General features: G+C 70.5%; 20 protein-coding genes and 1 pseudogene. 14 read left to right on the forward strand and 7 right to left on the reverse strand.

Annotation, left to right across the window (positions count from 1 at the left end):
* Positions 1–160 precede the first annotated feature (160 nt).
* A pseudogene (locus AB0M47_RS18120) lies at positions 161–604 on the reverse strand (glycosyltransferase); the annotation flags it as partial.
* 17 nt (positions 605–621) lie between these two features.
* On the opposite strand from AB0M47_RS18120, the gene AB0M47_RS18125 reads away from it, so the two are divergent.
* The 13 genes from AB0M47_RS18125 to AB0M47_RS18185 all read left to right on the forward strand — a co-directional run bounded on the left by AB0M47_RS18125 (position 622) and on the right by AB0M47_RS18185 (position 12917).
* The gene (locus AB0M47_RS18125) at positions 622–771 is read left to right on the forward strand and encodes a hypothetical protein (protein ID WP_363414625.1); all 150 of its coding nucleotides are present in this window, start codon (positions 622–624) and stop codon (positions 769–771) included.
* Between the two features lie 90 nt (positions 772–861).
* Positions 862–1347, forward strand: a complete 486-nt coding sequence (locus tag AB0M47_RS18130) for a Rieske (2Fe-2S) protein (protein ID WP_363414628.1) — start codon at positions 862–864, stop codon at positions 1345–1347.
* A gap of 60 nt (positions 1348–1407) precedes the next feature.
* Positions 1408–3339 carry an excinuclease ABC subunit UvrC gene (gene uvrC, locus AB0M47_RS18135; RefSeq protein WP_363414631.1) on the forward strand — a complete coding sequence of 644 codons (1932 nt, stop codon included), beginning with the start codon at positions 1408–1410 and terminating at the stop codon, positions 3337–3339.
* Between the two features lie 68 nt (positions 3340–3407).
* A complete protein-coding gene (rapZ, locus tag AB0M47_RS18140) occupies positions 3408–4310 on the forward strand; it encodes an RNase adapter RapZ (RefSeq protein WP_253761734.1) in 903 nt (300 codons plus the stop codon).
* The gene (gene yvcK / locus AB0M47_RS18145) at positions 4307–5251 is read left to right on the forward strand and encodes a uridine diphosphate-N-acetylglucosamine-binding protein YvcK (RefSeq protein WP_363414634.1); all 945 of its coding nucleotides are present in this window, start codon (positions 4307–4309) and stop codon (positions 5249–5251) included. Before rapZ ends, yvcK begins: the two co-directional genes overlap by 4 nt.
* Positions 5252–5399: 148 nt before the next feature.
* Positions 5400–6383: a DNA-binding protein WhiA gene (whiA, locus tag AB0M47_RS18150; RefSeq protein ID WP_253761736.1), complete on the forward strand. Its 984-nt coding sequence runs from the start codon at positions 5400–5402 to the stop codon at positions 6381–6383.
* A 272-nt stretch (positions 6384–6655) separates the two neighbouring features.
* Positions 6656–7663, forward strand: a complete 1008-nt coding sequence (gene gap / locus AB0M47_RS18155) for a type I glyceraldehyde-3-phosphate dehydrogenase (protein ID WP_253761737.1) — start codon at positions 6656–6658, stop codon at positions 7661–7663.
* Positions 7660–8901 (forward strand): phosphoglycerate kinase, encoded by a 1242-nt coding sequence (locus tag AB0M47_RS18160; protein ID WP_363414638.1) that lies wholly within the window; start codon positions 7660–7662, stop codon positions 8899–8901. The genes gap and AB0M47_RS18160 overlap by 4 nt, the downstream gene beginning before the upstream one ends.
* The gene (gene tpiA, locus AB0M47_RS18165) at positions 8902–9687 is read left to right on the forward strand and encodes a triose-phosphate isomerase (protein ID WP_363414641.1); all 786 of its coding nucleotides are present in this window, start codon (positions 8902–8904) and stop codon (positions 9685–9687) included. It begins immediately after the preceding gene.
* Positions 9688–9826: 139 nt separating this feature from the next.
* Entirely contained in the window at positions 9827–10258 is a 432-nt protein-coding gene (locus AB0M47_RS18170; RefSeq protein WP_363414644.1) for a peptidoglycan-binding domain-containing protein, read from the forward strand.
* Positions 10259–10414: 156 nt separating this feature from the next.
* Entirely contained in the window at positions 10415–12154 is a 1740-nt protein-coding gene (locus tag AB0M47_RS18175; RefSeq protein ID WP_363414647.1) for an ABC transporter substrate-binding protein, read from the forward strand.
* 106 nt (positions 12155–12260) lie between these two features.
* On the forward strand, positions 12261–12512 hold the full coding sequence (gene secG / locus AB0M47_RS18180; protein WP_253761742.1) for a preprotein translocase subunit SecG: 252 nt from the start codon (positions 12261–12263) through the stop codon (positions 12510–12512).
* Positions 12513–12713: 201 nt separating this feature from the next.
* On the forward strand, positions 12714–12917 hold the full coding sequence (locus AB0M47_RS18185; protein WP_027347011.1) for a cold-shock protein: 204 nt from the start codon (positions 12714–12716) through the stop codon (positions 12915–12917).
* Between the two features lie 73 nt (positions 12918–12990).
* On the opposite strand, the gene pgl is transcribed toward AB0M47_RS18185, so the two are convergent.
* From pgl to tkt, 6 genes are read right to left on the reverse strand one after another with little or no spacing between them, the layout of a single operon-like run.
* Positions 12991–13764 carry a 6-phosphogluconolactonase gene (gene pgl / locus AB0M47_RS18190; protein ID WP_363414651.1) on the reverse strand — a complete coding sequence of 258 codons (774 nt, stop codon included), beginning with the start codon at positions 13762–13764 and terminating at the stop codon, positions 12991–12993.
* The gene (locus AB0M47_RS18195) at positions 13761–14741 is read right to left on the reverse strand and encodes a glucose-6-phosphate dehydrogenase assembly protein OpcA (RefSeq protein ID WP_363414654.1); all 981 of its coding nucleotides are present in this window, start codon (positions 14739–14741) and stop codon (positions 13761–13763) included. The genes pgl and AB0M47_RS18195 overlap by 4 nt, the downstream gene beginning before the upstream one ends.
* Positions 14742–14753: 12 nt before the next feature.
* On the reverse strand, positions 14754–16304 hold the full coding sequence (gene zwf, locus AB0M47_RS18200; RefSeq protein ID WP_363414657.1) for a glucose-6-phosphate dehydrogenase: 1551 nt from the start codon (positions 16302–16304) through the stop codon (positions 14754–14756).
* 1 nt (position 16305) lies between these two features.
* Entirely contained in the window at positions 16306–17925 is a 1620-nt protein-coding gene (locus tag AB0M47_RS18205; protein ID WP_363414660.1) for a glucose-6-phosphate isomerase, read from the reverse strand.
* Entirely contained in the window at positions 17922–19025 is a 1104-nt protein-coding gene (gene tal / locus AB0M47_RS18210; protein ID WP_363414663.1) for a transaldolase, read from the reverse strand. Before tal ends, AB0M47_RS18205 begins: the two co-directional genes overlap by 4 nt.
* A gap of 11 nt (positions 19026–19036) precedes the next feature.
* Positions 19037–21139 (reverse strand): transketolase, encoded by a 2103-nt coding sequence (gene tkt, locus AB0M47_RS18215; protein ID WP_363414666.1) that lies wholly within the window; start codon positions 21137–21139, stop codon positions 19037–19039.
* Positions 21140–21521: 382 nt separating this feature from the next.
* Between tkt and AB0M47_RS18220 the strand changes: the two genes are divergently transcribed.
* Positions 21522–22415, forward strand: coding sequence for a heme o synthase (locus tag AB0M47_RS18220; RefSeq protein WP_363414776.1), 894 nt, complete (start codon positions 21522–21524; stop codon positions 22413–22415).
* Positions 22416–22523 lie beyond the last annotated feature (108 nt).

A 22523-nucleotide genomic window follows, 5' to 3' on the forward strand; every position in this document is an offset into this window, starting at 1 on the left:
GGACGTCGAGCTGCCGCCGGCCGGCTGGTTCGTCGCCGGTGGCCTGATCCTCGTCGGGCTGCTCGGCATCGGCTCGATCGTCCGCTAGGCGGGAGTTGGCGGCCCCGGCGACCCTTTCCCGCCTAGATCAACTCACGGCGCCGAGGGCAGGGCGTCGGGGCTAGGCGCCGAAGCGTTCCCGGGCCCGGTCCCGGGCGGCCTTGCGCAGGCGGGTGAGCTCGTCGGGGTCGTCGGCGAGCTGCCGGAGCGCCGCGGCGAGGGCGGCCGGGTCGCCGGCCGGGACGAGCACGGCGGCGTCGCCGAAGGCTGCCCGCTGCGGGGCGGTGTCGGAGGTGACGACCGCGCAGCCCGCGGCGGCGGCTTGGTAGACCTCGGTCGGCACGACCGACAGCGCTCGCCGGGACGTGCCGAAGATGCCCAGGCAGACGTCGTGCCCGGCGATCAGGCCGGGCAACTCGTGCGCGGCCACCCATTCGCGCCAGGTGACCCAGGCGTTCGGGGCGGCCGCCGTACGCGTGGCCGGCAGGTCGGGGCCGGACCCGACGACGGTGAAGACGAACCGCGGGTCGCCGGAGAGCGCCGCGATCGCCGTGCCGACGACCGGCGCGCCCTGGACCGGGGGTGAACTGGCCGAAGAAGGCGACGTGGACCAGCTCGGTGTCGCGGGCCGGCCGGGCCGAGAACCAGGGCGCGGTCGCCTGCCGCAGCGCCTGGTCGGGCGAGGTGATCAGTTTCATCACGTGCTCCAACGAGCCCGCCGGTGTGACGTGATCGTCACTTCCGCAGGGCGAGACCGGGCCACAGGAAATTGTGATGGTTCAACTACTTACAACGCGTTTTCTGGCCACTAGCCTGTCTGAAATGACCGAGCGGACCGAGAACACCCCATCCACCTCCCGCCGTACGCTGTTCGCCTCGGCGGGCGCCGTCGGCGCGGCGGCCCTGCTCACCGCCTGTTCGGCCGACGAGACGCCGACTGCCTCCCCGACCACCGCCGCGGGCGGCGGCTCGACGGGCGCGACCGCCGGAGCCACCGGCGGCAGCACCGGTGGCGGTGGCGGCGCGGCTATCGCGAAGACCAGTGACATCCCGGTCGGCGGTGGCAAGGTCATCACCGCCGCCGGCGTGGTCGTCACCCAGCCCACCGCCGGTACCTTCAAGGCCTTCGACAGCATGTGCACCCACCAGCAGTGCCCGCTGTCCGGGGTGTCGAACGGCACGATCAACTGCGACTGCCACTTCAGCAAGTTCTCCATCACGGACGGCTCAGTGGTGAGCCCGCCCGCGACCAAGGCACTGGCCGAGAAGACGATCGTCGTCGACGGCGCCGACATCAAGCTCTCGTGATCCCCGCCGGTGGCGGGGCAGCGAAGCGATCTTGTCAGCCGTCCTGAGTAGGCTTGCGGCGTGGCCGATCCTTCGACGTACCGCCCCGCCACCGGCACCATTCCGGAGTCGCCGGGGGTCTATCGGTTCCGCGATCCGAGCGGCCGGGTGATCTACGTCGGCAAGGCCAAGAGCCTGCGCCAACGACTCAACTCGTACTTCGCCGACCTGTGGTCGCTGCATCCGCGGACCCAGCAGATGGTCACCACGGCCTCCTCAGTGGACTGGGTGACGGTCGGCACCGAGGTCGAGGCGCTCCAGCTCGAATACGCCTGGATCAAGGAGTTCGACCCGCGGTTCAACGTCAAGTACCGCGACGACAAGTCGTACCCGTTCCTGGCGGTCACCCTCGACGAGGAATATCCGCGCCTGCAGGTGATGCGGGGCGCGAAGCGCAAAGGCGTGCGCTACTTCGGTCCTTACTCGCACGCCTGGGCCATCCGCGAGACGCTCGACCTGCTGCTCCGGGTCTTCCCGGCCCGGACGTGCAGCGCCGGGGTGTTCAAACGGGCGAACCAGATCGACCGGCCCTGCCTGCTCGGCTACATCGGCAAATGCTCGGCGCCCTGCGTCGGCCGGGTGTCCGCCGCGGAGCATCGGGCGATCGTCGACGAGTTCTGCGACTTCATGGCGGGCGGCACCGACAAGCTGCTCAAGCGGCTGGAACGGGAGATGTTCGGCGCTTCGTCCGAGATGGACTACGAGCGCGCCGCCCGGCTCCGCGACGACCTGGGCGCCGCCCGCAAGGCGCTGGAGAAGCAGGCGGTCGTGCTCGGCGACGGCACCGACGCCGACGTGGTGGCGTTCGCCGAGGACCAGCTCGAAGCCGCCGTTCAGGTCTTCCACGTGCGGGGCGGCCGGGTCCGGGGCCAGCGCGGCTGGGTCGTCGAGAAGACCGAGCAGCTCACCACGGGCGACCTGGTGCACCACTTCTGCTCGCAGATCTACGGCGACACCGCCGAGGGCGCCGACGTGCCCCGGGAGGTGCTCGTCCCCGAGCTGCCCGCCGACGCCGACGCGTTGGAGGCGTGGCTCGCCGACCGGCGCGGATCGCGGGTGTCGCTGCGCGTACCGCAACGGGGGGACAAGAAGACGCTGATGGAGACGGTCGCCCGCAACGCGGCCGAGGCGCTGACCCGGCACAAGCTGCGGCGGGCCACCGACCTGACGGCGCGCAGCGCCGCGCTGGAGGAGATCGCCGAGGCGCTCGCCCTGCCGACCGCGCCGCTGCGGGTGGAGTGCTTCGACATCTCCCAGATCCAGGGCACCGACGTGGTCGCCAGCATGGTCGTGTTCGAGGACGGACTCGCCCGAAAGAGTGAGTACCGGCGGTTCATCATCAAGGGCGCGACCGACGACGTCTCGGCGATCTCCGAGGTCATCCGGCGGCGCTTCGCGGCGTACCTGGCCGAACGGGACGCCGAGCCGTCGCTGGAGGACGACGGACGGGCCAAGAAGTTCGCGTACCCGCCGCAGCTGGTCGTCGTCGACGGCGGTCAGCCCCAGGTCAACGCGGCCGCGTCGGTGCTGGCCGAACTGGGCGTCGTCGACGTCGCCGTCTGCGGTCTGGCCAAGCGGCTGGAGGAGGTCTGGCTGCCCGACGACGATCTGCCGGTCATCCTGTCGCGCAGCTCGGAGGGGCTCTACCTGCTCCAACGCGTACGCGATGAGGCCCACCGCTTCGCCATCACGTTCCATCGGCAGCGGCGCTCGAAGCGGATGACCACCTCGGCGCTCGACGAGGTGCCCGGCCTCGGCGAGGTACGCCGTAAGGCCCTCCTGCGGCAGTTCGGCTCGGTGAAGAAGCTGGGTGCGGCGTCGTTGGCCGAGATCGCGGCGGTGCCCGGGATGGGCCCGCGGACGGCGGCGGCGGTGCTGGCGGCCCTGCACGGCGAGGCCGAAGCCGACAGCGACCCCAAAGGCACCGATCAGACCCCCGAACCACCTCGGTAGACTCTGCGGCGGGGCGCCGCGGCCTGCCTGGTCGTGCGCGGGGATGCTGGGCAGGGGAGTGGCGAGCGGTGACGGAAGCCGAGACCTCGGCCGTGGAGGCGGCCTCGCGGTCGAAGACCGACCTGGTGATCGTGACGGGGGTGTCCGGCGGGGGCCGGTCGACGGTCGCGCGGGCGTTGGAGAACGTCGGCTACTACGTCGTCGACAATCTTCCGCAGGCGTTGATGGTGCAGATGGCGGAGCTGGCCCATGAGGCCGGCGGCGCGGCGCGGCAGACTGCGATGGTGCTCGACGTCCGCAGCCGGGCCTTCTCGACGGATCTCGCCGGTGCGGTGAAGGCGTTGCGCGAGCGCGGGTTCGCCCCGCGCGTGGTCTTCGTCGACGCCGACGACGACGTGCTGATCCGTCGGTTCGAGAACGTCCGCCGGTCGCATCCGCTGCAGGGCAATGGGCGGCTCTCCGACGGGATCGCGGCCGAGCGGGAGCTGCTGGCCGAGGCCCGAGATCTGGCCGACGTAGTGATCGACACCAGTCACCTGAACGTGAATCAGCTGCGCAGCCGGGTCGAGGAGCTGTTCGCCGGCGAGGACGCGCTGAAGCTGCGGGTGACGGTGCTGTCGTTCGGGTTCAAGTACGGCTTGCCGCCGGACGCGGATTTCGTGCTGGACGCGCGGTTCCTGCCAAACCCGTTCTGGGTGCCGGAGCTGCGCGACCACACCGGGCGCGACAGCGACGTGAGCCGTTACGTGCTGGGCCAGCGGGGCGCGGCGACCTTCGTCGAGACGTACGCCCGCCTGATCAACGCGACCGCGCCGGGCTTCGAACGCGAGGGCAAGCGCTACCTCACCGTCGCCGTCGGCTGCACCGGCGGTAAGCACCGCAGTGTGGCGATCGCCGAGGAGCTGGCGCGTCGACTGCGGGAGCTGCGGGTGGTGGCGAGCGCGCAGCACCGGGACTTGGGGCGCGAGTGAGGATCGTCGCCTTCGGAGGCGGGACCGGCCTGTCGGCGTCGTTGCGGGCGTTGCGGGCGATCCCCGCGTCCCTCGACATCACCGCGATCGTCACGGTCGGCGACAACGGCGGCTCCAGCGGTCGGCTGCGTCTCGATCGTGGGGCGCTGCCGCCCGGCGATCTGCGCCAGGCGCTGGCGGCGCTGGCCGACGACGACCCGGTCAGCCGCCGGTCCGCTGACCTGTTTCAGCACCGGTTCGCCGGAACGGACGCGCTGGCGGGTCATCCGGTCGGCAACATCGTGCTGCTGGGCCTGATGGAGCAGTTCGGCGACCCGGTGGTGGCGCTGGAACACGCGGCGGCCATGGTCCGCGCGCAGGGCCGAGTGCTGCCGATGTGCCGGCTGCCGGTCACTCTCGAAGCCGACATCCGCGGCGGCGACCCCGCCCGGCCGGACGACATGGTCACCGTCCAGGGGCAGCACGAGATTGCGGTGTCGCCCGGTGACATCGAGGTGGTGCGGTTGCTCCCGCCCGCGCCGGAGGCCTGCCCGGAGGCGGTCGCGGCCGTACTGTCGGCCGATTGGCTGCTGTTCGGCCCGGGCAGCTGGTACACCAGTGTCATCCCGCATCTGCTGGTACCGGAATTGGCGGCGGCCGTCGTCAAAACCCGGGCAAAGCGGTTGATCACCCTGAATCTGGCGGCTGAGGGCGAAACCGGTGGTTTGTCGCTCGCCGACCATCTCGGGGCGTTGACCCGTTACTTGCCAGATTTCCGGGCAGATATTGTTCTTGCCGACGGGGACGCCGTCGAGGACCCGGCAACCGTCGGGGCCGCGGCGCGGTCGCTGGGCGCGCGGCTCGCCCTCGGCCGGCTCGCCGTCGGCCGGACGGTGCCGCGACACGACCCGCCCGCCCTGGCCACGGCGTTGGAGCCACTGCTCAAGGCGGGGAAGGCGTGACGAACGCCGAGTGTTGGCGGAGAAAGGCAGTGCGGAGCCGCCGCACCGCTCGTTAAGCACTGACGACCGGCGCGCAGGAGCGCGGCGCCGGACGAGGCCTGAGCGCCCGAGGCGACCCGAAGCACGAGGCATGAGGTGGAGTGACACGATGGCGATGACCGCGGCGGTCAAGGACGAGCTCAGCCGGGTGGACGTGCCGAAGCCGTGCTGCCGGCGGGCCGAGATGGCCGCGCTGCTGCGCTTCGCGGGCGGTTTGCACATCGTCTCCGGCCGGGTCGTCGTGGAGGCGGAACTGGACACCGGGGCGGTTGCCCGGCGGCTGCGAGCCACCGTCGCCGACCTGTACGGCTACCCGAGCGAGATCCACATCCTCGCCTCCGGCGGGCTGCGGAAGGGCAGTCATTACATCGTGCGCGTCGTCAAGGACGGCGAGGCGCTGGCCCGGCAGACCGGGCTGCTCGACGTGCGCGGCCGCCCGGTGCGCGGCCTGCCGCCGCACGTCGTCTCGGGCAACATGTGCTGCCAGGTCGCGGCGTGGCGGGGCGCGTTCCTCGCGCACGGCTCGCTGACCGAGCCGGGCCGCTCGTGCGCGCTGGAGATCACCTGTCCCGGGCCGGAGTCGGCGCTCGCGCTAGTCGGCTCGGCGCGGCGACTGGGCATCAGCACCGCGAAGGCCCGCGAGGTTCGCGGGGTGGACCGGGTCGTGGTCAAGGACGGCGACGCGATCGCCGCGCTGCTCGCCCGGGTCGGCGCGCACGCGAGTGTGCTCGCCTGGGAAGAGCGACGGGTACGCCGAGAGGTGCGGGCGACGGCCAACCGGTTGGCCAACTTCGACGACGCGAACCTGCGGCGCTCCGCGCGGGCGGCGGTCGCGGCAGCGGCCCGGGTGACCCGGGCGCTCGAGATCCTCGCCGACGACGCCCCCGGGCACCTGACGAGCGCCGGCCGTTTGCGGCTGGAGCACCGGCAGGCCTCGTTGGAGGAGCTGGGCGCGCTGGCCGACCCGCCGCTGACCAAGGACGCGATCGCCGGCCGGATCCGCCGTCTGCTGGCGCTGGCCGACAAGCGAGCCCGCGATCTCGGCATTCCGGACACCGAAGCCGCCGTAACCCCAGACATGCTCTCCGTCTAACCCACCCGTCGCCCCCCGCCCCCGTTCCGCGCGTCGGTCCGCGCGTCGTCGCGCGCGTTGATCATGGGATTTACCCCCTCGACACACCGTCGAGACCACAGTTAACTCCATGATCAACGCGGTCGGGGCGTGCCCGGCGGGAGCGACGGTCTGTCAGCCCCGCGGACCTGGGACACAGTCGTTGGGATAGGGTCGGAACGGAAGGCGACGCTGCCGGACAGAAATATCGGCCGCCGGCCGTCAGCGCCGGCGCTAGCGAGGAGATGGGACACGTGACCATCCGGGTTGGCATCAACGGGTTCGGCCGTATCGGCCGGAACTTCTACCGGGCGCTGCTGCAGTCGGGCGCGGACATCGAGCTGGTCGCCGCCAACGACCTGACCGACAACGCGACCCTGGCGCACCTGCTGAAGTACGACAGCATTCTGGGCCGGCTGCCGTACGAGGTGAAGGCGACCGACGAGGACATCACCGTCAACGGCAAGTCGTTCAAGGTGTTCTCCGAGCGGGACCCGGGCAAGCTGCCGTGGGGCGACCTGGGCGCGGACGTCGTCATCGAGTCGACCGGCCTGTTCACCGACGCCGCCAAGGCGAAGGTGCACGCCGACAACGGCGCGAAGAAGGTCATCATCTCGGCGCCGGCCAAGGGTGAGGACATCACCCTCGTCATGGGTGTGAACCAGGACAAGTACGACCCGGCCGCGCACACGATCATCTCGAATGCCTCGTGCACGACGAACTGCCTGGCCCCGATGGCCAAGGCGCTCAACGACGCGATCGGCATCGAGAAGGGTCTGATGACCACGATCCACGCGTACACCCAGGACCAGAACCTGCAGGACGGCCCGCACAAGGACCTGCGTCGCGCCCGCGCCGCCGCGGTGAACGTCGTCCCGACGTCGACCGGCGCCGCCAAGGCGATCGGCCTGGTGCTGCCGGAGCTGAAGGGCAAGCTCGACGGTTTCGCGATGCGCGTGCCGATCCCGACCGGCTCGGCGACCGACCTGACCTTCACCGCCGCCCGTGAGACCACGGTCGAAGAGGTCAACGCCGCCGTCAAGGCCGCGGCCGAGGGCGCGCTCAAGGGCTACCTGACCTACACCGAGGACGACATCGTCTCCTCGGACATCGTCACCGACCCGGCGTCCTGCATCTTCGACGCCGGCCTGACCAAGGTCACCGGCGGCAACCTGGTGAAGGTTGTCGGCTGGTACGACAACGAGTGGGGCTACTCGAACCGCCTGGTCGACCTCGTGAAGTTCGTGGGCGCCTCGCTGTGACGATCAAATCCCTCGATCAGCTCCTGAGCGAGGGTGTTTCAGGTCGGCGCGTGCTCGTGCGCGCCGACCTGAACGTGCCCTTCGTCAAGGGATCCGACCCGGCGCAGATCGCCGACGACGGCCGCATCCGGGCCGTCCTGCCGACCATCGTGGCCCTGCGGGAAGCGGGTGCGAGGGTCGTCGTCATGTCGCACCTCGGGCGTCCGAAGGGTGCTCCGGACCCCGCGTTCACCTTGCAGCCGGTCGCGGACCGGCTCGGGGAGCTGCTCGGCGCTGACCGCACTTCCGGCTCTTCACCCGAGGGCTCATCGGCGATCGCCTTCGCGACGGACACGGTCGGCGAGTCCGCTCAGGCGGCCGTCGCCGGACTGGCCGACGGGCAAGTCGCGCTGCTGGAGAACCTGCGCTTCAACGCCGGGGAGACCAGCAAGGACGCCGCCGAGCGGGGCGCGTTCGCCGACCAGCTCGCCGCGTTCGGCGACGCGTACGTGGACGACGCGTTCGGTGCGGTGCACCGCAAGCACGCCAGCGTCTACGACGTCCCGGCGCGCCTGCCGCACTATGCGGGTGGTCTGGTCCTCCGCGAGGTCGAGGTGCTGCGTACGCTCACCGGCGACCCGGCCCGGCCGTATGTCGTGGTGCTCGGCGGCTCGAAGGTCTCCGACAAGCTGGCCGTCATCGAGGCGCTGCTGCCGAAGGTGGACCGGCTGCTCATCGGCGGCGGCATGTGCTTCACCTTCCTCAAGGCCCAGGGCCACGAGGTCGGCGCCTCACTGCTGCAGGACGAGATGGTCGGCACCTGCCGCGAGCTGCTGGAGCGGGCGGACGGCAAGATCCTGCTGCCGTCCGACGTCGTCGTGGCGGACAAGTTCGCCGCCGACGCCGCCACGCGGACCGTGTCCGCGACCGAGATCCCGGCCGGTTGGCTCGGCCTCGACATCGGCCCGGCTTCGGTCGCCGAGTTCGCCGACGCCCTGTCCGGCGCGAAGACGGTCTTCTGGAACGGCCCGATGGGCGTGTTCGAGCTGGCCCCGTTCGCGGCCGGGACGCGGGGCGTGGCGGAGGCGATCACCAAGGTCGACGGGCTCACCGTCGTCGGCGGTGGCGACTCGGCGGCCGCGGTCCGTGCGCTCGGCATCGACGAGAGCGGCTTCGGCCACATCTCGACCGGCGGCGGCGCGTCCCTGGAGTTCCTGGAGGGCAAGGACCTCCCGGGCATCGAAGCACTGGAGCAGTGAATGGCTGAGGCGAAGCGCCGGCCCCTGATGGCCGGCAACTGGAAGATGAACCTCAACCACCTCGAGGCCATCGCGCTGGTGCAGAAGCTGGCTCACACGCTGACCGAGAAGGAGCTGACCGACGTCGAGGTCGTCGTGCTGCCGCCGTTCACGGACATCCGCAGCGTGCAGACCGCGATCGACGGTGACAAGTGGCTCATCGGCTACGGCGCGCAGGACGTCTCGGCGCACGTGTCCGGGGCGTACACCGGGGAGATCTCCGGCGCGATGCTGGCCAAGCTCGGCTGCCAGTACGTCGCCGTCGGCCACTCCGAGCGGCGTGAGTACCACAACGAGGACGACGCGCTGGTCAACGCCAAGGTCAAGGCGGCGCTGGCCAACGAGATCGCGCCGATCCTCTGCGTCGGCGAGGGCCTGGAGATCCGCGAGCGCGGCGAGCACGTGACGCACACCCTCACCCAGCTCGACGGGGGCCTGGACGGCCTCAAGGCCGAGCAGGTCGAGAAGGTCGTCGTCGCGTACGAGCCGGTCTGGGCGATCGGCACCGGCAAGACCTGCGGCGCGGAGGACGCGCAGGAGGTCATCGGCGCGATCCGGGGCCGGATCTCCGAGGTCTTCGGCGCCGACGTCGCGCAGAAGGTGCGCATCCTCTACGGCGGCTCGGTGAAGGCGGCGAACGCGGCCGGCATCATGGCGCAGCCCGATGTGGACGGCACCCTGGTCGGCGGGGCCAGCCTGGTCCTGGAGGAGTTCGCCGGGATCGTCCGGTACGCCAAGGCGGCCTGATCCGCCCGGCTTAGAACCGAGTTCGGCGCGATGTCCCAGCGGGGCGTCGCGCCGAACTGCTTCATGGAAAACTCTCGCTGTCGCGATCGGCGGATCGCGAGGTCACGGTCCACTTCGGACCGATTTCACGGGAGGAACCATGAAACGAGTCATCGCGGTGGCGACCGCGCTCGTCGCGTGTGCGACGGTCCTGCTGCCGGCGTCCCCGGCCGCGGCGGCGACGCCGGTCTGCACCAGCTCCGTCCTGCAGCCCACCACGGGCATCGACCCCTACACCGGCGCCCGGCTGTCCGCGAGCGTCCCCTCGGCCAGCGGCAGCACGAACTGCCACCTCCAGTCGGGGATCGCCAACGCGGCGGTGAAGGTGCTCCAGCGGGAGCTGAACGACTGCTACCAGACCGGCCTGACGGTCGACGGCGTCTACGGTCCGGCCACCAAGGCGAAGGTCGCCTCGATCCAGAACGCGTACGGCATCAGCGCCGACGGGATCTACGGCCCCACCACCCGCTCGGTGATCTACTGGGCGACCCGGAACGACTTCGCCCAGCTGCGCTGCTTCCGGCTCCAGTGATCCGGAGCCGGCCGGTGACGCGCTGAGTCATCGACTCCTGACCTTGCGTCAGGTCAAGGTCAGGAGTTGATTGCGAAAGGCCGCCCGGGTTCCCGCGCGTACGGCGCAAACCATAGAGTGTCTGGCGTCCCATCCCCACCCCCCATGAGGACGAGCATGCACCGCCATGTCACCGCCCCAGCCTGGCGTCGCCGGGCCGCGTACGGGGTCACCGCCGCGCTGGTCCTGAGCGGCGTCGCCGCCTGCGACTCGGCCGCCAGCACGGAGGCCGACGCCCCCGCGAAGGGCGGCACCCTCACCGTCTTCGTCGGGGCCCTGCCCGATCACCTCGATCCGCAGATCATCAACGCCGCGCTCGAGGTCAACATCAGTCGCCTGATCACCCGGACGCTGACGACGACCAAGGCGGAGCCGGGGGACGCGGCCAGCGAGATCGTGCCCGACCTGGCCACCGACACCGGGCGGCCGTCCGACGGGAACAAGACCTGGGAGTTCAAGCTCCGCGACGGGGTGAAGTGGCAGGACGGGACCCCGGTCACCTGCAAGGACCTCAAGTACGGCGCCGAGCGCAACTTCTCCGAGCTGATGCAGGACGGGCTGCCCTACGTCCGCAACTACCTGGACGCGCCGAAGGACTACAAGGGCCCGTTCCTCAACGGCAACAACGGCGGCCAGGGCATCAAGGCCGTCGAGTGCGTCGACGAGAAGACGGTCCAGTACCACCTGAAGCAGGCGGTCGGCGACTTCGGCTACGTCGCCGCGCTCACCGGGCTGGCCCCGGTCCGCCAGGAGATCGAGGGCAAGGACCGGCCGGCGTACGACGAGCAGCCGTTCTCCTCCGGCCCTTACAAGATCACCGATCGGACCGACGCCGCGCTTACCCTGGTCCGCAACGACAACTGGGACGCGGGCACCGACTCGGTGCGCAAGGCGTACCCGGACAAGATCATGATCCAGGCCGCCAACGACTCGGCCGAGGAGACCAACAAGCTCATCGCCGACCAGGGTCCGGAGCACTCCGGGATCATGATCGACCAGGATGTCGCCCCGAACTTCCTCCAGCAGGTCGTCAACGACCCCGAGCTGGCCGCCCGGACCGCCACCGGCACCACGGGCGCGGTGCGTTTCTTCGCGATCAACACCCGCAAGATCAAGGACGTGAAGTGCCGGCAGGCCCTGTCGTACGCCTTCGACAAGCGCAAGCTGCGTACGGCGTTGGGCGGCTCGATCTCCGGTGAGCTGGCGACCTCGTTCATCCCGCCGTCGCTGGCGGCGCACAAGGACTTCGACGTCTACGGCACCAACACCCGGCCGGACGGCGACATCGACCGGGCTGCCGAGCTGCTGAAGCAGGCCAAGGACTGCCCGAAGAAGCTGCGGGTGGCGTACCGGGACAGCCCGGCGATCAAGCGGCTGATGAAGCCGGTCGTCGAGATGTACCTGCGGATCGGCGTCCAGGTCGAGGCGGTGCCGGTGACCTACAAGACGTACTACCACGACGTCTCGGACTCCAGCCTGAACTTCGACCTGATCTTCGCCGGCTGGGTGCCGGACTACCCGAACGGCTCGGCTGTGCTGCCGGCCCTGTTCGACGGCCGCAACCTGCCCGCGCCGGGGGAGACGGGGACGAACAACTACTCGTTCTTCGACGACGACGAGATCAACCGGCTGATCGACGAGGCGGTCGCCGAGCCCGACCTGGAGCGTCAGTACAAGCTCTGGGGCGAGCTGGACCAGAAGATCATGGAGAAGGCGGCCGCCATCCCGGTGGTCTACAGCGTGGCCCAGCGGCTCTACGGGTCGAACGTGTCGAACGTCTTCATTTCCCCCATGTTCGCCCAGCCGGACATCAGCGCGATCGGCTTGAAGAACCCGAGCCAGTCCGGCGCCTCCTGACCGGCGGCCGGGCGGAGTCTTCGCGGGAGCAGGCCCACCGGGGTGTGCTCCCGCGCCTTCGTCCGGCTATTCTGATCCCCGACAACGCCCTCTGAGAGGACCTCCCGTGCCGATTTGGTTCGCCTACACGCTGATCGTGATCCTGCTCCTCACGAGCGGCCTGTTGACCCTGCTGGTCCTGCTCCACCGGGGCAAGGGCGGCGGCCTGTCGAGCATGTTCGGCGGCGGGGTCTCCTCCAACTTGGCCGGTTCGTCCGTCGCTGAGAAGAACCTGGACCGATACACCGTTCTGGTCGGTGTCATCTGGTTCGCGTGCATCGTCGGTCTCGGCCTCTGGCTCAAGCTGGAAGTCAAGTAATCATCCACTCGTTCGGCGTGTTCCGGCCCACCGTGCACCCATAGGTCGCGGGGATGCGCTAGGCTGATGGCATCTTTTTGCGTACGAGGTTCACTCGCGCTGCTTGACCAGCACTTTTGGGAAGGCTTCGCGTGCTCCGCAGCTAAAAGGTCACGATGCAGACGCACGTGGAAGTAACCCACCAAGGGAGTTAGGCGCAGCATGGCACAGGGAACCGTCAAGTGGTTCAACGCGGACAAGGGCTTCGGCTTCATCTCGGTCGACAACGGCGGCCCGGATGTGTTCGTTCACTTCTCGGCCATCCAGAGCAGCGGGTACCGCAGCCTGGAGGAGAACCAGCGGGTTGAGTTCGAGATCGCTCAGGGAGCCAAGGGCCCCCAGGCCGAGCAGGTCCGCCCGCTCTGATCAGACTCACGCAAAGGCCCCCGCACTTCGGTGCGGGGGCCTTTCGCGGTTATCGGGTCGGCTACTGCGGCGCTCAGGAGCGCAGGCTGACCGCCTTGGCCGGCAGCTGAGCGGCGGCGGCCCGGTCCAGCAGCCACAACGTACGCCCGACGCCCTCCACGCCACCGGCGGGCACCTGCACCGCGCCGGCGCCGGAGACGGCCATCCCGATGGCGGCGGCCTTGCCCGACCCCGTGGCGATCAGCCACACCTCGTCGGCGGTGTTGATCGCCGGGAGGGTGAGGGTGATCCGCACCGGCGGCGGCTTCGGCGCTCCGCGTACGGCGGCCACCGGACGCGTCTCGTAGGCGGCCGGCTGCTCCGGGAAGACCGACGCGACGTGGCCGTCCTCGCCCACCCCCAGCAACACCAGGTCGAAGTACGGCAGATCCGCCGAGCCCTCGGCGGCACGGGCCAGCTGGGCGGCGTACCGGGCGGCGGCGGCCTCCGGATCGTCCCCGTCCGGCCCGTCCGACGGCGCCATCGGGCGTACCCGTGCGGGATCGAGCGGAACCAGGTCGAGAAGCGCCTGGCGCGCCTGGGTCTCGTTGCGATCAGGGTGGCCGGCCGGCAGGAAGCGCTCGTCGCCCCACCAGACGTCCACCCGCGACCAGTCGACGGCCCCGAGGGCCGGGCTGGCGGCCACGGCCCGGTAGACCGCGGCGGCGACCCGCCCACCCGTGAGCACGATGCTCGCGCTGCCGCGGGCCGACTGGGCGTCGATCAGCTTGACCATCAACCGCGCCGCGACCGCCTCGGCCAGCAGGTCGGCGTCGGCGTGGACGATGACGGCGTGCTCCGCGCTCACGCGTTCACCAGGTCCTTCACCCCGACGCGCTGGCCGACGCGGTCGTTGAGCCCTTCGGTGCCGGTGGCGGCCTCCAGCGCGGCGGCGTAGATCTGGTCGGCGTCGAGCCGGCGCAGCTCCTCGGCCAGTTCCTCGCCGAGCCGGCGGTGCACCAACGGCAGCACCCGGTCGTGCGAGCCGCTCCGCGACAGCACCGCGGTGCCCTCGTTGCGGGTCAGCGACAGCTCGGAGCCGTCGCCGAGGGTCACCGCGACCTGGTCCAGCCGCGATCCGGGCTTGAACGTCGGAGTGACGCCGAGCCGGGCGCAGAGCCACCCCGACAGCAGCGCGGCGACCGGGTCGTCCGCCGGGGCGGTCACCGAGACCGCCGTCGCCGGTTCAGTCACGGTGTCGAACGCGCCCGCCAGAAGGGTCCGCCACGGCGTCGTACGCGTCCAGGCCAGGTCGGTGTCCCCCGGGGCGTAGTCGACCGCTCGCTGGCGCAGCGAGGCCATCGGATCGGCGGCCTGCGCGACGTCGGTGATGCGGCGCTCGGCGACGACGCCCAGCGGGTCTTCGGCGATGCGATCCGGGGGAGCGCCGTGCCACCAGGTCACCACCGGGACGTCCGGGGCGAGCAACGGGATCACGACGCTCTCGGCGTGCTGGGCGACGCCGCCGTGCATCCGCAGCACGACCGCCTCGGCCGGGCCGAGCCGCCCGCCGACGATGATCTCGGCGTCGAGCCGATCCTTGGCCGGGTCGACGCCGGGCCGGGTCGCCCCGGCGGTCGGCGAGATCCGGCTGACCACGATGAGGCGGCACGGGTGCGACGCGGCGGCGATCGTCGCCGCGTCCTCGACCGCGCGTACGCGTGCCTCTTCGACCACGACGACCAGCGTCAAGGCCAGACCGCTCGCGACGCCGCCGGCGGAGTGCCGTTCGGCGGCGAGCTTGCGGACGACCTCGGCCCCGGTCGTGTCCCAGAGAGCCAGCATTGTTCAGTCCTCCTAAGCCCGGCGCCAGGTGCGGCCCTCGCGGGCCAGCATCTCGTCCGCCTCGATCGGCCCCCAGGTACCGGCCCGGTAGGGGTCGGGTTTGGTGCCGGCCCACGCCTCTTCGAGCGGGTCGACCACCCGCCAGCTCTCCTCGACCTCGTCGGCGGTCGGGAACAGCGTCCGGTCGCCGATGAGGACGTCCAGGACGAGCCGCTCGTACGCCTCCGGGCTGGCCTCGGTGAAGGCCTCGCCGTAGGAGAAGTCCATCGCGATGTCGCGCAGCTCCATCGCGGTGCCGGGGACCTTCGAGCCGAACTTGAGCACGACGCCCTCGTCCGGCTGCACCCGGATGACCAGCTGGTTGTTGCCGAGCAGTTCCACGTCGTCGGGGTTGAACGGCAGGTGCGGCGCCTTCTTGAACAGGATCGCCACCTCGGTCACCCGGCGTGGCATGCGCTTGCCGCAGCGGATGTAGAACGGAACCTCGGCCCAGCGCCGGTTCTGGATGCCCAGTTCGACGGCCACATAGGTCTCGGTCGTCGAGGTCGCGGGGACGTCGGACTCCTCCAGGTACCCGGCCACCGGCTCGCCGGCCACCCAGCCCGCGGTGTACTGGCCGCGTACGGTGCCGGTGGCGATGTCGCTGGGCAGCTTGATGGCCCGCAGCACCTTCAGCTTCTCCGCCCGGATCTCGCTGGCGTCGAAGCTCGTCGGCTCCTCCATCGCCACCAGCGCGAGCAGCTGCAACAGGTGGTTCTGCAGCACGTCCCGCGCGGTGCCGACCGAGTCGTAGAACGCCGCCCGGGTGCCGATGCCGACGTCCTCGGCCATCGTGATCTGCACCGAGTCGACGTACTTGGTGTTCCAGACCGGCTCGAACAGCGCGTTGGCGAACCGCAGCGCCAGGATGTTCTGGACGGTCTCCTTGCCGAGGTAGTGGTCGATGCGGAAGACGTCCGGCGCGGTGAACACGTCGTCGACGAGATCGTTGAGCTTCTTCGCCGACTCCAGGTCGTTGCCGAACGGCTTCTCCACGACCACCCGGCGCCAGCCGCCGGACTTCTCGTTGCTCGCCATGCCGGTCCGCTCGAGCTGCTTGAGCACGGTCGGGAAGGCGGCGGGCGGGATGGAGAAGTAGAACGCGGCGTTGCCCTTGATGCCGTGCGTCTCCCGCAGGTCGTCCAGGGTGGCGGCGAGATGGTCGAACCCGGCGTCGTCGTCGAACGCGCCGGCCACGAACTTGATGTTGCCGACGAGCCGCTGCCACACCTCCTCCCGCCACGGCGTACGCGCGTGCTCCTGGGCGTGCTGACGGGCGAAGTCCTCGAAGTCGCCGTCACCCCAGTCCCGCCGGGCGTACCCCAGGACGACGAAGCCGGGCGGCAACATCCCCCGGTTCGCCAGGTCGTAGATCGCGGGAATGAGCTTCTTGCGGGACAGGTCGCCGGTCACGCCGAAGATGACCAGGGCGCAAGGTTCGGGAATGCGGGGCAGTCGCCGGTCCTGCGGATCGCGCAGGGGGTTGCGCGGCCCCGTCTCTTCCTTTCTCCGGGAGAGGGACACGTCAGGCTCCCAAGATGCGGGCGGCGTCGAGGAGGCGGGCCACCCCGGCGCGCCGGTCGTTCAAGTGCAGGTGCAGCAGGGGGCGGCCCCGCCCGGCCAGTGCCTGCCGGTCGCCGGCGGCCTGCGCCGCCTGCAGCTCGCCGAAGGTGTAGGGGCGCCCCGGAACCGGGAGGTCGTCGGTGACCGCGCCGGTGATCTGGAGGAAAGCGCCGACCTGCGGGCCGCCCTTGTGGAACTGGCCGGTCGAGTGCAGGAAGCGCGGCCCCCAGCCGAATGTGACCGGCCGGCCGGTCGCGGTGGCGAGCAGCGGGCGTACCTCGGCGGCCTGGGCGTCGGCGACCCGGTCCAGGTACGCCATGACGGCGACGTAGCCGTCCGGGCCGACCTGCTCGGTCAGCCACCGCAGGGCGGACTCCACATCGGACACCTCGGCCGAGCAGTAGCCGGCGACCGGGCCGTCGGTGAAGGTGGCCGCCACCATCGGCGTACCGGACTCCAGGATCTTCTTGGTGTTCTCCTTGGACTCCGTCACATTCGGCTGGTCGAACGGGTCGATCCCGATGACCCGGCCGGCGATGGCGGTGGCGTACTCCCAGGCGAGGAACTGCGCGCCGAGCGGGCCGTTGACCGCCACGGTGCCCGGCGTCGCCGGAGCGGTGACGTCCTGCGGCCCGCCGACCAGCACGGTCAGCACGTCGTCGCCGGTGGCGCCGGGCGCGGTCGGCGACTCCACCACGACAGGCAAGATGCCGAGACCCTGCTTGCCGGTGGACTCGGCGATCAGCTGCTCGGCCCAGTCGCCGAGGCCGACGATGCCGCTGCCGTCCTCGGCCAGGCTCACCTTGTCCCGGCCGGCCTGCGCGGCCGCGCCGAGCAGGGCGCCGAGCGCCAGCGCGGGATTGCCGTCCGCCTCGGCCAGGCTCGGCGTCAACGCCTGCGCCTGGTCGAGCAGGTCGGCCACGTCGACCCCGGCCAGCGCCGTGGGGACCAGGCCGAACGCGGTCAGCGCCGAGTAGCGGCCACCCACGTTCGGGTCGGCGAGCACGACGTACGCGCCCATCTCGCGCGCGGTCTGCTCCAGCGGGGAGCCCGGATCGGTCACGATGACGAACCGGCGGCCCGCCTCGGCCTCGCTGAGCCCGGCGTCCAGGAACGCCTGCCAGTACGCCCGCCGATGGCTGTCGGTCTCGACGGTCGACCCCGACTTGCTCGCCACGACGACGACGGTCCGGTCCAGCCGGTCGGCGATCGCCGCGCGTACCTGGTGGGGGTCGGTCGTGTCGAGGACGGTGAGCGGCCGGCCGAGCGTACGTGAGATGACCTCCGGGGCCAGCGACGAGCCGCCCATGCCGGCCAGCACGACGTGATCCAGGTCGGCCAGTTCCGTGGCCAGCTCGGCGAGCTGGGGGAGCAGGGCGCGGCTGATCTCGGCGGCGTTGAGCCAGCCGAGCCGGACGGACGCCTCGGCCTCGGCGGCCGGACCCCACAGCGAGGGGTCCTGAGCCGCCAGTTTCGCCGGTACGCCCGCCGCGACCAACTCGTCCCGGGCCTGGGTCGCGACCGGGGTGTCGACGCTGTCCGCCCGGACCGCCAGGCCCGCCGCGAATTCGACCTCACTCATGCCTGCTCCAGCTTCGCCGCGATCCCGTCGAGCAGCTCGGTCCAGCTGGTCTCGAACTTCTCCACGCCTTCGGTCTCGAGCACCTCGACGACGTCGTCCATGTCGACGCCGACCGCCCGCAGATCGTCGAGGACCTGCTGGGCCTCGACGAAGTGGGTCGTGATGGTGTCGGCCGTGACGGCCGAGTGGTCGTCGGCGGCCCGCATCGTCTTCTCGGGCATCGTGTTGACGGTCCCCGGCGCGATCAACTCGTCGACGTAGAGCACGTCGGAGTAGTCCGGGTTCTTCGTGCCCGTCGACGCCCACAACGGACGCTGGGGCCGCGCTCCGGCCGCCTTCAGCGCCGCCCAGCGCTCGCCGCCGGCCACCTCCAGGAACGCCTGGTACGCCAGCCGGGCGTTGGCCACGGCGGCCTTGCCGCGCAGCGCCAGGGCCTCGGGCGTACCGATCTTGTCCAGGCGCTTGTCGACCTCGGTGTCCACCCGGGACACGAAGAACGACGCGACCGATTCCAGCTTGGTCAGGTCGTGCCCGTTGGCCTTGGCCTGCTCCAGCCCGGTCAGCCAGGCGTCCATGACGGCCCGGTAGCGCTCCAGCGAGAAGATCAGCGTCACGTTCACGCTGATCCCGTGGGCGAGGGTCTGGGTGATCGCCGGCAGACCGGGTTCGGTCGCCGGGATCTTGATGAAGAGGTTCTCCCGGTCCACCAGCCACCACAGCTGCTTCGCCTCGGCGACGGTGGCATCGGTCGCCATGGCCAGCCGCGGGTCGACCTCGATCGAGACGCGGCCGTCGGTGCCCTCGGACGCGTCGTACGCCGGACGCATGACGTCACAGGCCCAGCGCACGTCGTACGTCGTGATCATCCGGGCGGCCTCGTCCACCGTCACCTTGCGTACGGCGAGGTCGTGCAACTGCTCGGCGTACAGCTCGGAGCCCGCCAGCGCGGCGGCGAAGATGGTCGGGTTGCTCGTGACGCCGACGACGTGCTGCTCGGTACGCAGCTTGTCGAGACCGCCGCCGTGCAGCCGTTCCCGGGAGATGTCGTCCAGCCACACCGCCACGCCTGCGGCGGAGAGCTTCGCAAGGTTGCCTGCCATCACCAGTCTCCTCAGTTCCCGGTCGTCTCACCCTTGATGGCGCCGATGCGCGACAGGCTCGCGCGCGCGGCCGCCACCACGTTGTCCGGCGTGAAGCCGAACTTCTCGAACAGCACCTGGTAGGGCGCGGACGCGCCGTAGTGCTCGATGCTCACCGACTCGCCGTCCGGGCCGACCAGGTCGCGCCACGACATCTCGACGGCCGCCTCGACGCTGACCCGGGCCTTCACGCTCGGCGGCAGGATCAGGTCGCGGTACTCCCGGTCCTGCGCCCGGAACCACTCCTGGCACGGCACCGAGACGACCCGGGTGGACAGCCCGTCGGCCTCCAGGCGCTCACGCGCGGTCAGCGCGATCGGCACCTCGGAGCCGGTGGCCATGATGATCACCTGCGGCTTGCCGTTGCCGGCCTCGGCCAGGACGTACGCGCCCTTCGTGAAGTCCTCGTAGGACACGCTGGCCGGGTCGAGCACCGGCAGCGCCTGCCGGGTCAGCACCAGGCCGGTCGGCCGGTCGACGTGCTCCAGCGCGGCCCGCCAGGCGTGCGCGGTCTCGTTGGCGTCGGCCGGGCGGACGACGTCCAGCCCCGGGATCGCCCGCAGCGCCGAGAGGTGCTCGATCGGCTGGTGCGTCGGGCCGTCCTCGCCGAGGCCGATGGAGTCGTGCGTCCACACGTAGGTCACCGGCAGGCCCATCAGCGACGCGAGGCGTACCGAGGGCCGCATGTAGTCGCTGAAGACCAGGAAGGTGCCGCCGTAGGGCCGCGTCTTGCCGTGCAGGGCGATGCCGTTGAGGATGCCGCCCATGGCGTGCTCGCGGATGCCGAAGTGCAGCGTCCGGCCGTACTCGTGACCGGGGAACTCCTTGGTCGCGAACTCGGCGGGGATGAACGACGGCTCGCCCTTCATCGTCGTGTTGTTGCTCTCCGCGAGGTCGGCCGAACCGCCCCACAGCTCCGGCAGGACCGGCGCCAGCTTGTTCAGCACCTCGCCCGAGGCGGCCCGGGTCGCGATCGCCTTGCTGCCCGCGGGCCACTCCGGCAACGCCGCGGTCCAGCCTTCCGGGAGCGTACGCGCGAGGAGGCGCTTGAGCAGCGCGGCGCGTTCCGGGTTGGCGGTGCTCCAGGCGTCGAACCGCTTCTGCCAGGCGGCGTGGAGTTCGCCGCCCCGGTCGCCGACCGCGCGGGCGTGCGCGAGCACTTCGCCCGCGACGTCGAAGCTGGCCTCGGGGTTGAAGCCGAGGATCTTCTTCGTCGCGGCGACCTCGTCGGCGCCCAGGGCGGAACCGTGGATCTTGCCGGTGTTCTGCTTGTTCGGCGCGGGCCAGCCGATGATCGTGCGCAGCGCGATGAAGCTCGGCCGGTCGGTCTCGGCCTTGGCGTCCTGCACGGCCTGCCAGAGCGCCTCGACGTCCTCCTCGTACTTGCCCGTACGCGTCCAGTCGACGCGGGCGGTGTGCCACCCGTACGCGGCGTACCGCGCGACGACGTCCTCCGACTTGGCGATGCGGGTGTCGTCCTCGATCGAGATCTCGTTGTCGTCGTAGATCATGATGAGGTTGCCCAGCTTCTGGTGGCCGGCGATGGCGCTGGCCTCGTGGCTGATGCCCTCCTCGATGTCGCCGTCGGAGGCGAAGACGAAGATGTTGTGGTCGAAGACGCTCTGGCCGACGGCGGGCTCCGGGTCGAGGATGCCACGCTCGCGGCGGGCCGCCATCGCCATGCCGACCGCGTTGGCGATGCCCTGACCGAGCGGGCCGGTGGTGGTCTCGACGCCCCGGGTGTGCTTGTACTCGGGGTGACCGGGAGTCAGCGAGCCCCACTGCCGCAACTGCTGCAGATCCGACAGCTGAAGGCCGTAGCCGCTCAGGTAGAGCTGAATGTAGAGGGTCAGGCTGCTGTGCCCGCAGGACAGCACGAACCGGTCCCGGCCCAGCCAGTGCGGATCGGCCGGATCATGCCGCATGACCTTCTGGAACAGGAGGTACGCCGCCGGCGCCAGGCTCATCGCCGTGCCGGGATGCCCGTTGCCGGACTTCTCGACCGCGTCCATGGCCAGCACCCGGATCGTGTCGACGGCGCGCTTATCAAGATCAGACCAACTCAACTCGGCCACGGTGCTTCCTGCTCCCTGCATATGTGATGGTCCGGCCAGCGCTCGCGGCTGTTCGCCAGATGTGCAGGAACAGCGTGAGCTTCCGGCCGGAGTGTGTCTCGGGCGGCCACGGTGTCGCCTTTCCCCTCAGACCCTACAGATCGTGTGCACGGTGCGTACGCGATCTCCCTCACTTCCCCCGGGCGCGCCGTGCTATGCGGATCGCGGCCCGGCAGGGTGCTGCCAGGGTGCCGCCAGGGTGTGATCGGTCGCACCTCGGCGGGGCTGAAAAGGTCTGCGCTGGTGCTTGGCTTACCCTCTAGCGGTGAGCACGCTCGCCGCTGAGCCGGCCTCTCCCGTAGACCTCCCCCCACGCGACTCCGCCACCGACGAACCCGCGGTCATCGAGGGTTCGCCGGCGCGACGTTCCGTGCGTGCCGTCGTCTCGGCGTATGTGGCGCTGACCAAGCCCCGCATCGTCGAGCTACTGCTCGTCACGACCGTCCCGGCGATGATGCTCGCGGCCGGCGGCGTGCCCTCGATCGGGCTGATGCTGGTCGTGCTCGTCGGCGGATCGCTGGCGGCCGGGGCGGCCAACGCGCTCAACTGCTACATCGACCGCGACATCGACCAGCTGATGCGGCGTACGTCGCGGCGGCCGCTGCCGCGGCACACCGTGTCGCCGCGGTCGGCACTCGTCTTCGGGCTGGTCCTGGCGGCGGTGTCCACCCTGCTGATGGCGGTCTTCACGAACTGGCTGGCGACCGCGCTGACCGTCGCGGCGGTCGTCTACTACGACGTGGTCTACACCCTGTGGCTGAAGCGCACCACCTGGCAGAACACGGTGTGGGGCGGCGCCTGTGGGGCGGCCCCGGTGCTGATCGGCTGGGCGGCGGTGACCGGCTCGCTGTCGTGGGCGGCCTGGCTGATGTTCGCCATCGTGTTCCTGTGGCAGCCGCCGCACTTCTACGCGTTGGCCATCAAGTTCAAAGACGACTACGCGCGGGCGGGCATCCCGATGCTGCCGGTCGTCCGCTCGCTCCAGCGCGTCGGCCTGGAGAGCGTCGTCTACACGGCGCTGACCCTGGTGGCGTCGGTGGCGTTGTGGCCGTTCGGGATGAGCTTCATCTACGGCGTTCCCGCGATCGTGCTCGGCGTGCTGTTCCTCAAGCAGGCCTGGGACCTCTACGGTCAGGCCCGCCGGGGCGAGAAGGTACGGCCGATGAAGATGTTCCACTGGTCCACGACGTACCTCACGTTGCTCTTTGTGGCAATCGCCATCGATGCCGTAATCTGACATCTCTGTCCGGACACGCCCTATTTGCTGGGGGCGAAAGAATCATGCCAGTTTGATGGTGTGCTATGTCCAGTATTGGCCGGGATGAAAGTGGACATTCCCCGTTAA

The sequence above is a fragment of the Hamadaea sp. NPDC051192 genome (genome assembly GCF_040682475.1).
In the GTDB taxonomy this organism is placed as follows: domain Bacteria; phylum Actinomycetota; class Actinomycetes; order Mycobacteriales; family Micromonosporaceae; genus Hamadaea; species Hamadaea flava.

Coding starts and splice junctions, on each gene's coding strand:
- AB0M47_RS18195 (WP_363414654.1), bottom strand. CDS start 14,741: ATGCTGGCTCTCTGGGACACGACCGGGGCCGAGGTCGTCCGCAAGCTC.
- tpiA (WP_363414641.1), top strand. CDS start 8,902: ATGGCTGAGGCGAAGCGCCGGCCCCTGATGGCCGGCAACTGGAAGATG.
- AB0M47_RS18205 (WP_363414660.1), bottom strand. CDS start 17,925: ATGAGTGAGGTCGAATTCGCGGCGGGCCTGGCGGTCCGGGCGGACAGC.
- whiA (WP_253761736.1), top strand. CDS start 5,400: ATGGCGATGACCGCGGCGGTCAAGGACGAGCTCAGCCGGGTGGACGTG.
- AB0M47_RS18170 (WP_363414644.1), top strand. CDS start 9,827: ATGAAACGAGTCATCGCGGTGGCGACCGCGCTCGTCGCGTGTGCGACG.
- AB0M47_RS18130 (WP_363414628.1), top strand. CDS start 862: ATGACCGAGCGGACCGAGAACACCCCATCCACCTCCCGCCGTACGCTG.
- tal (WP_363414663.1), bottom strand. CDS start 19,025: ATGGCAGGCAACCTTGCGAAGCTCTCCGCCGCAGGCGTGGCGGTGTGG.
- AB0M47_RS18185 (WP_027347011.1), top strand. CDS start 12,714: ATGGCACAGGGAACCGTCAAGTGGTTCAACGCGGACAAGGGCTTCGGC.
- AB0M47_RS18175 (WP_363414647.1), top strand. CDS start 10,415: ATGCACCGCCATGTCACCGCCCCAGCCTGGCGTCGCCGGGCCGCGTAC.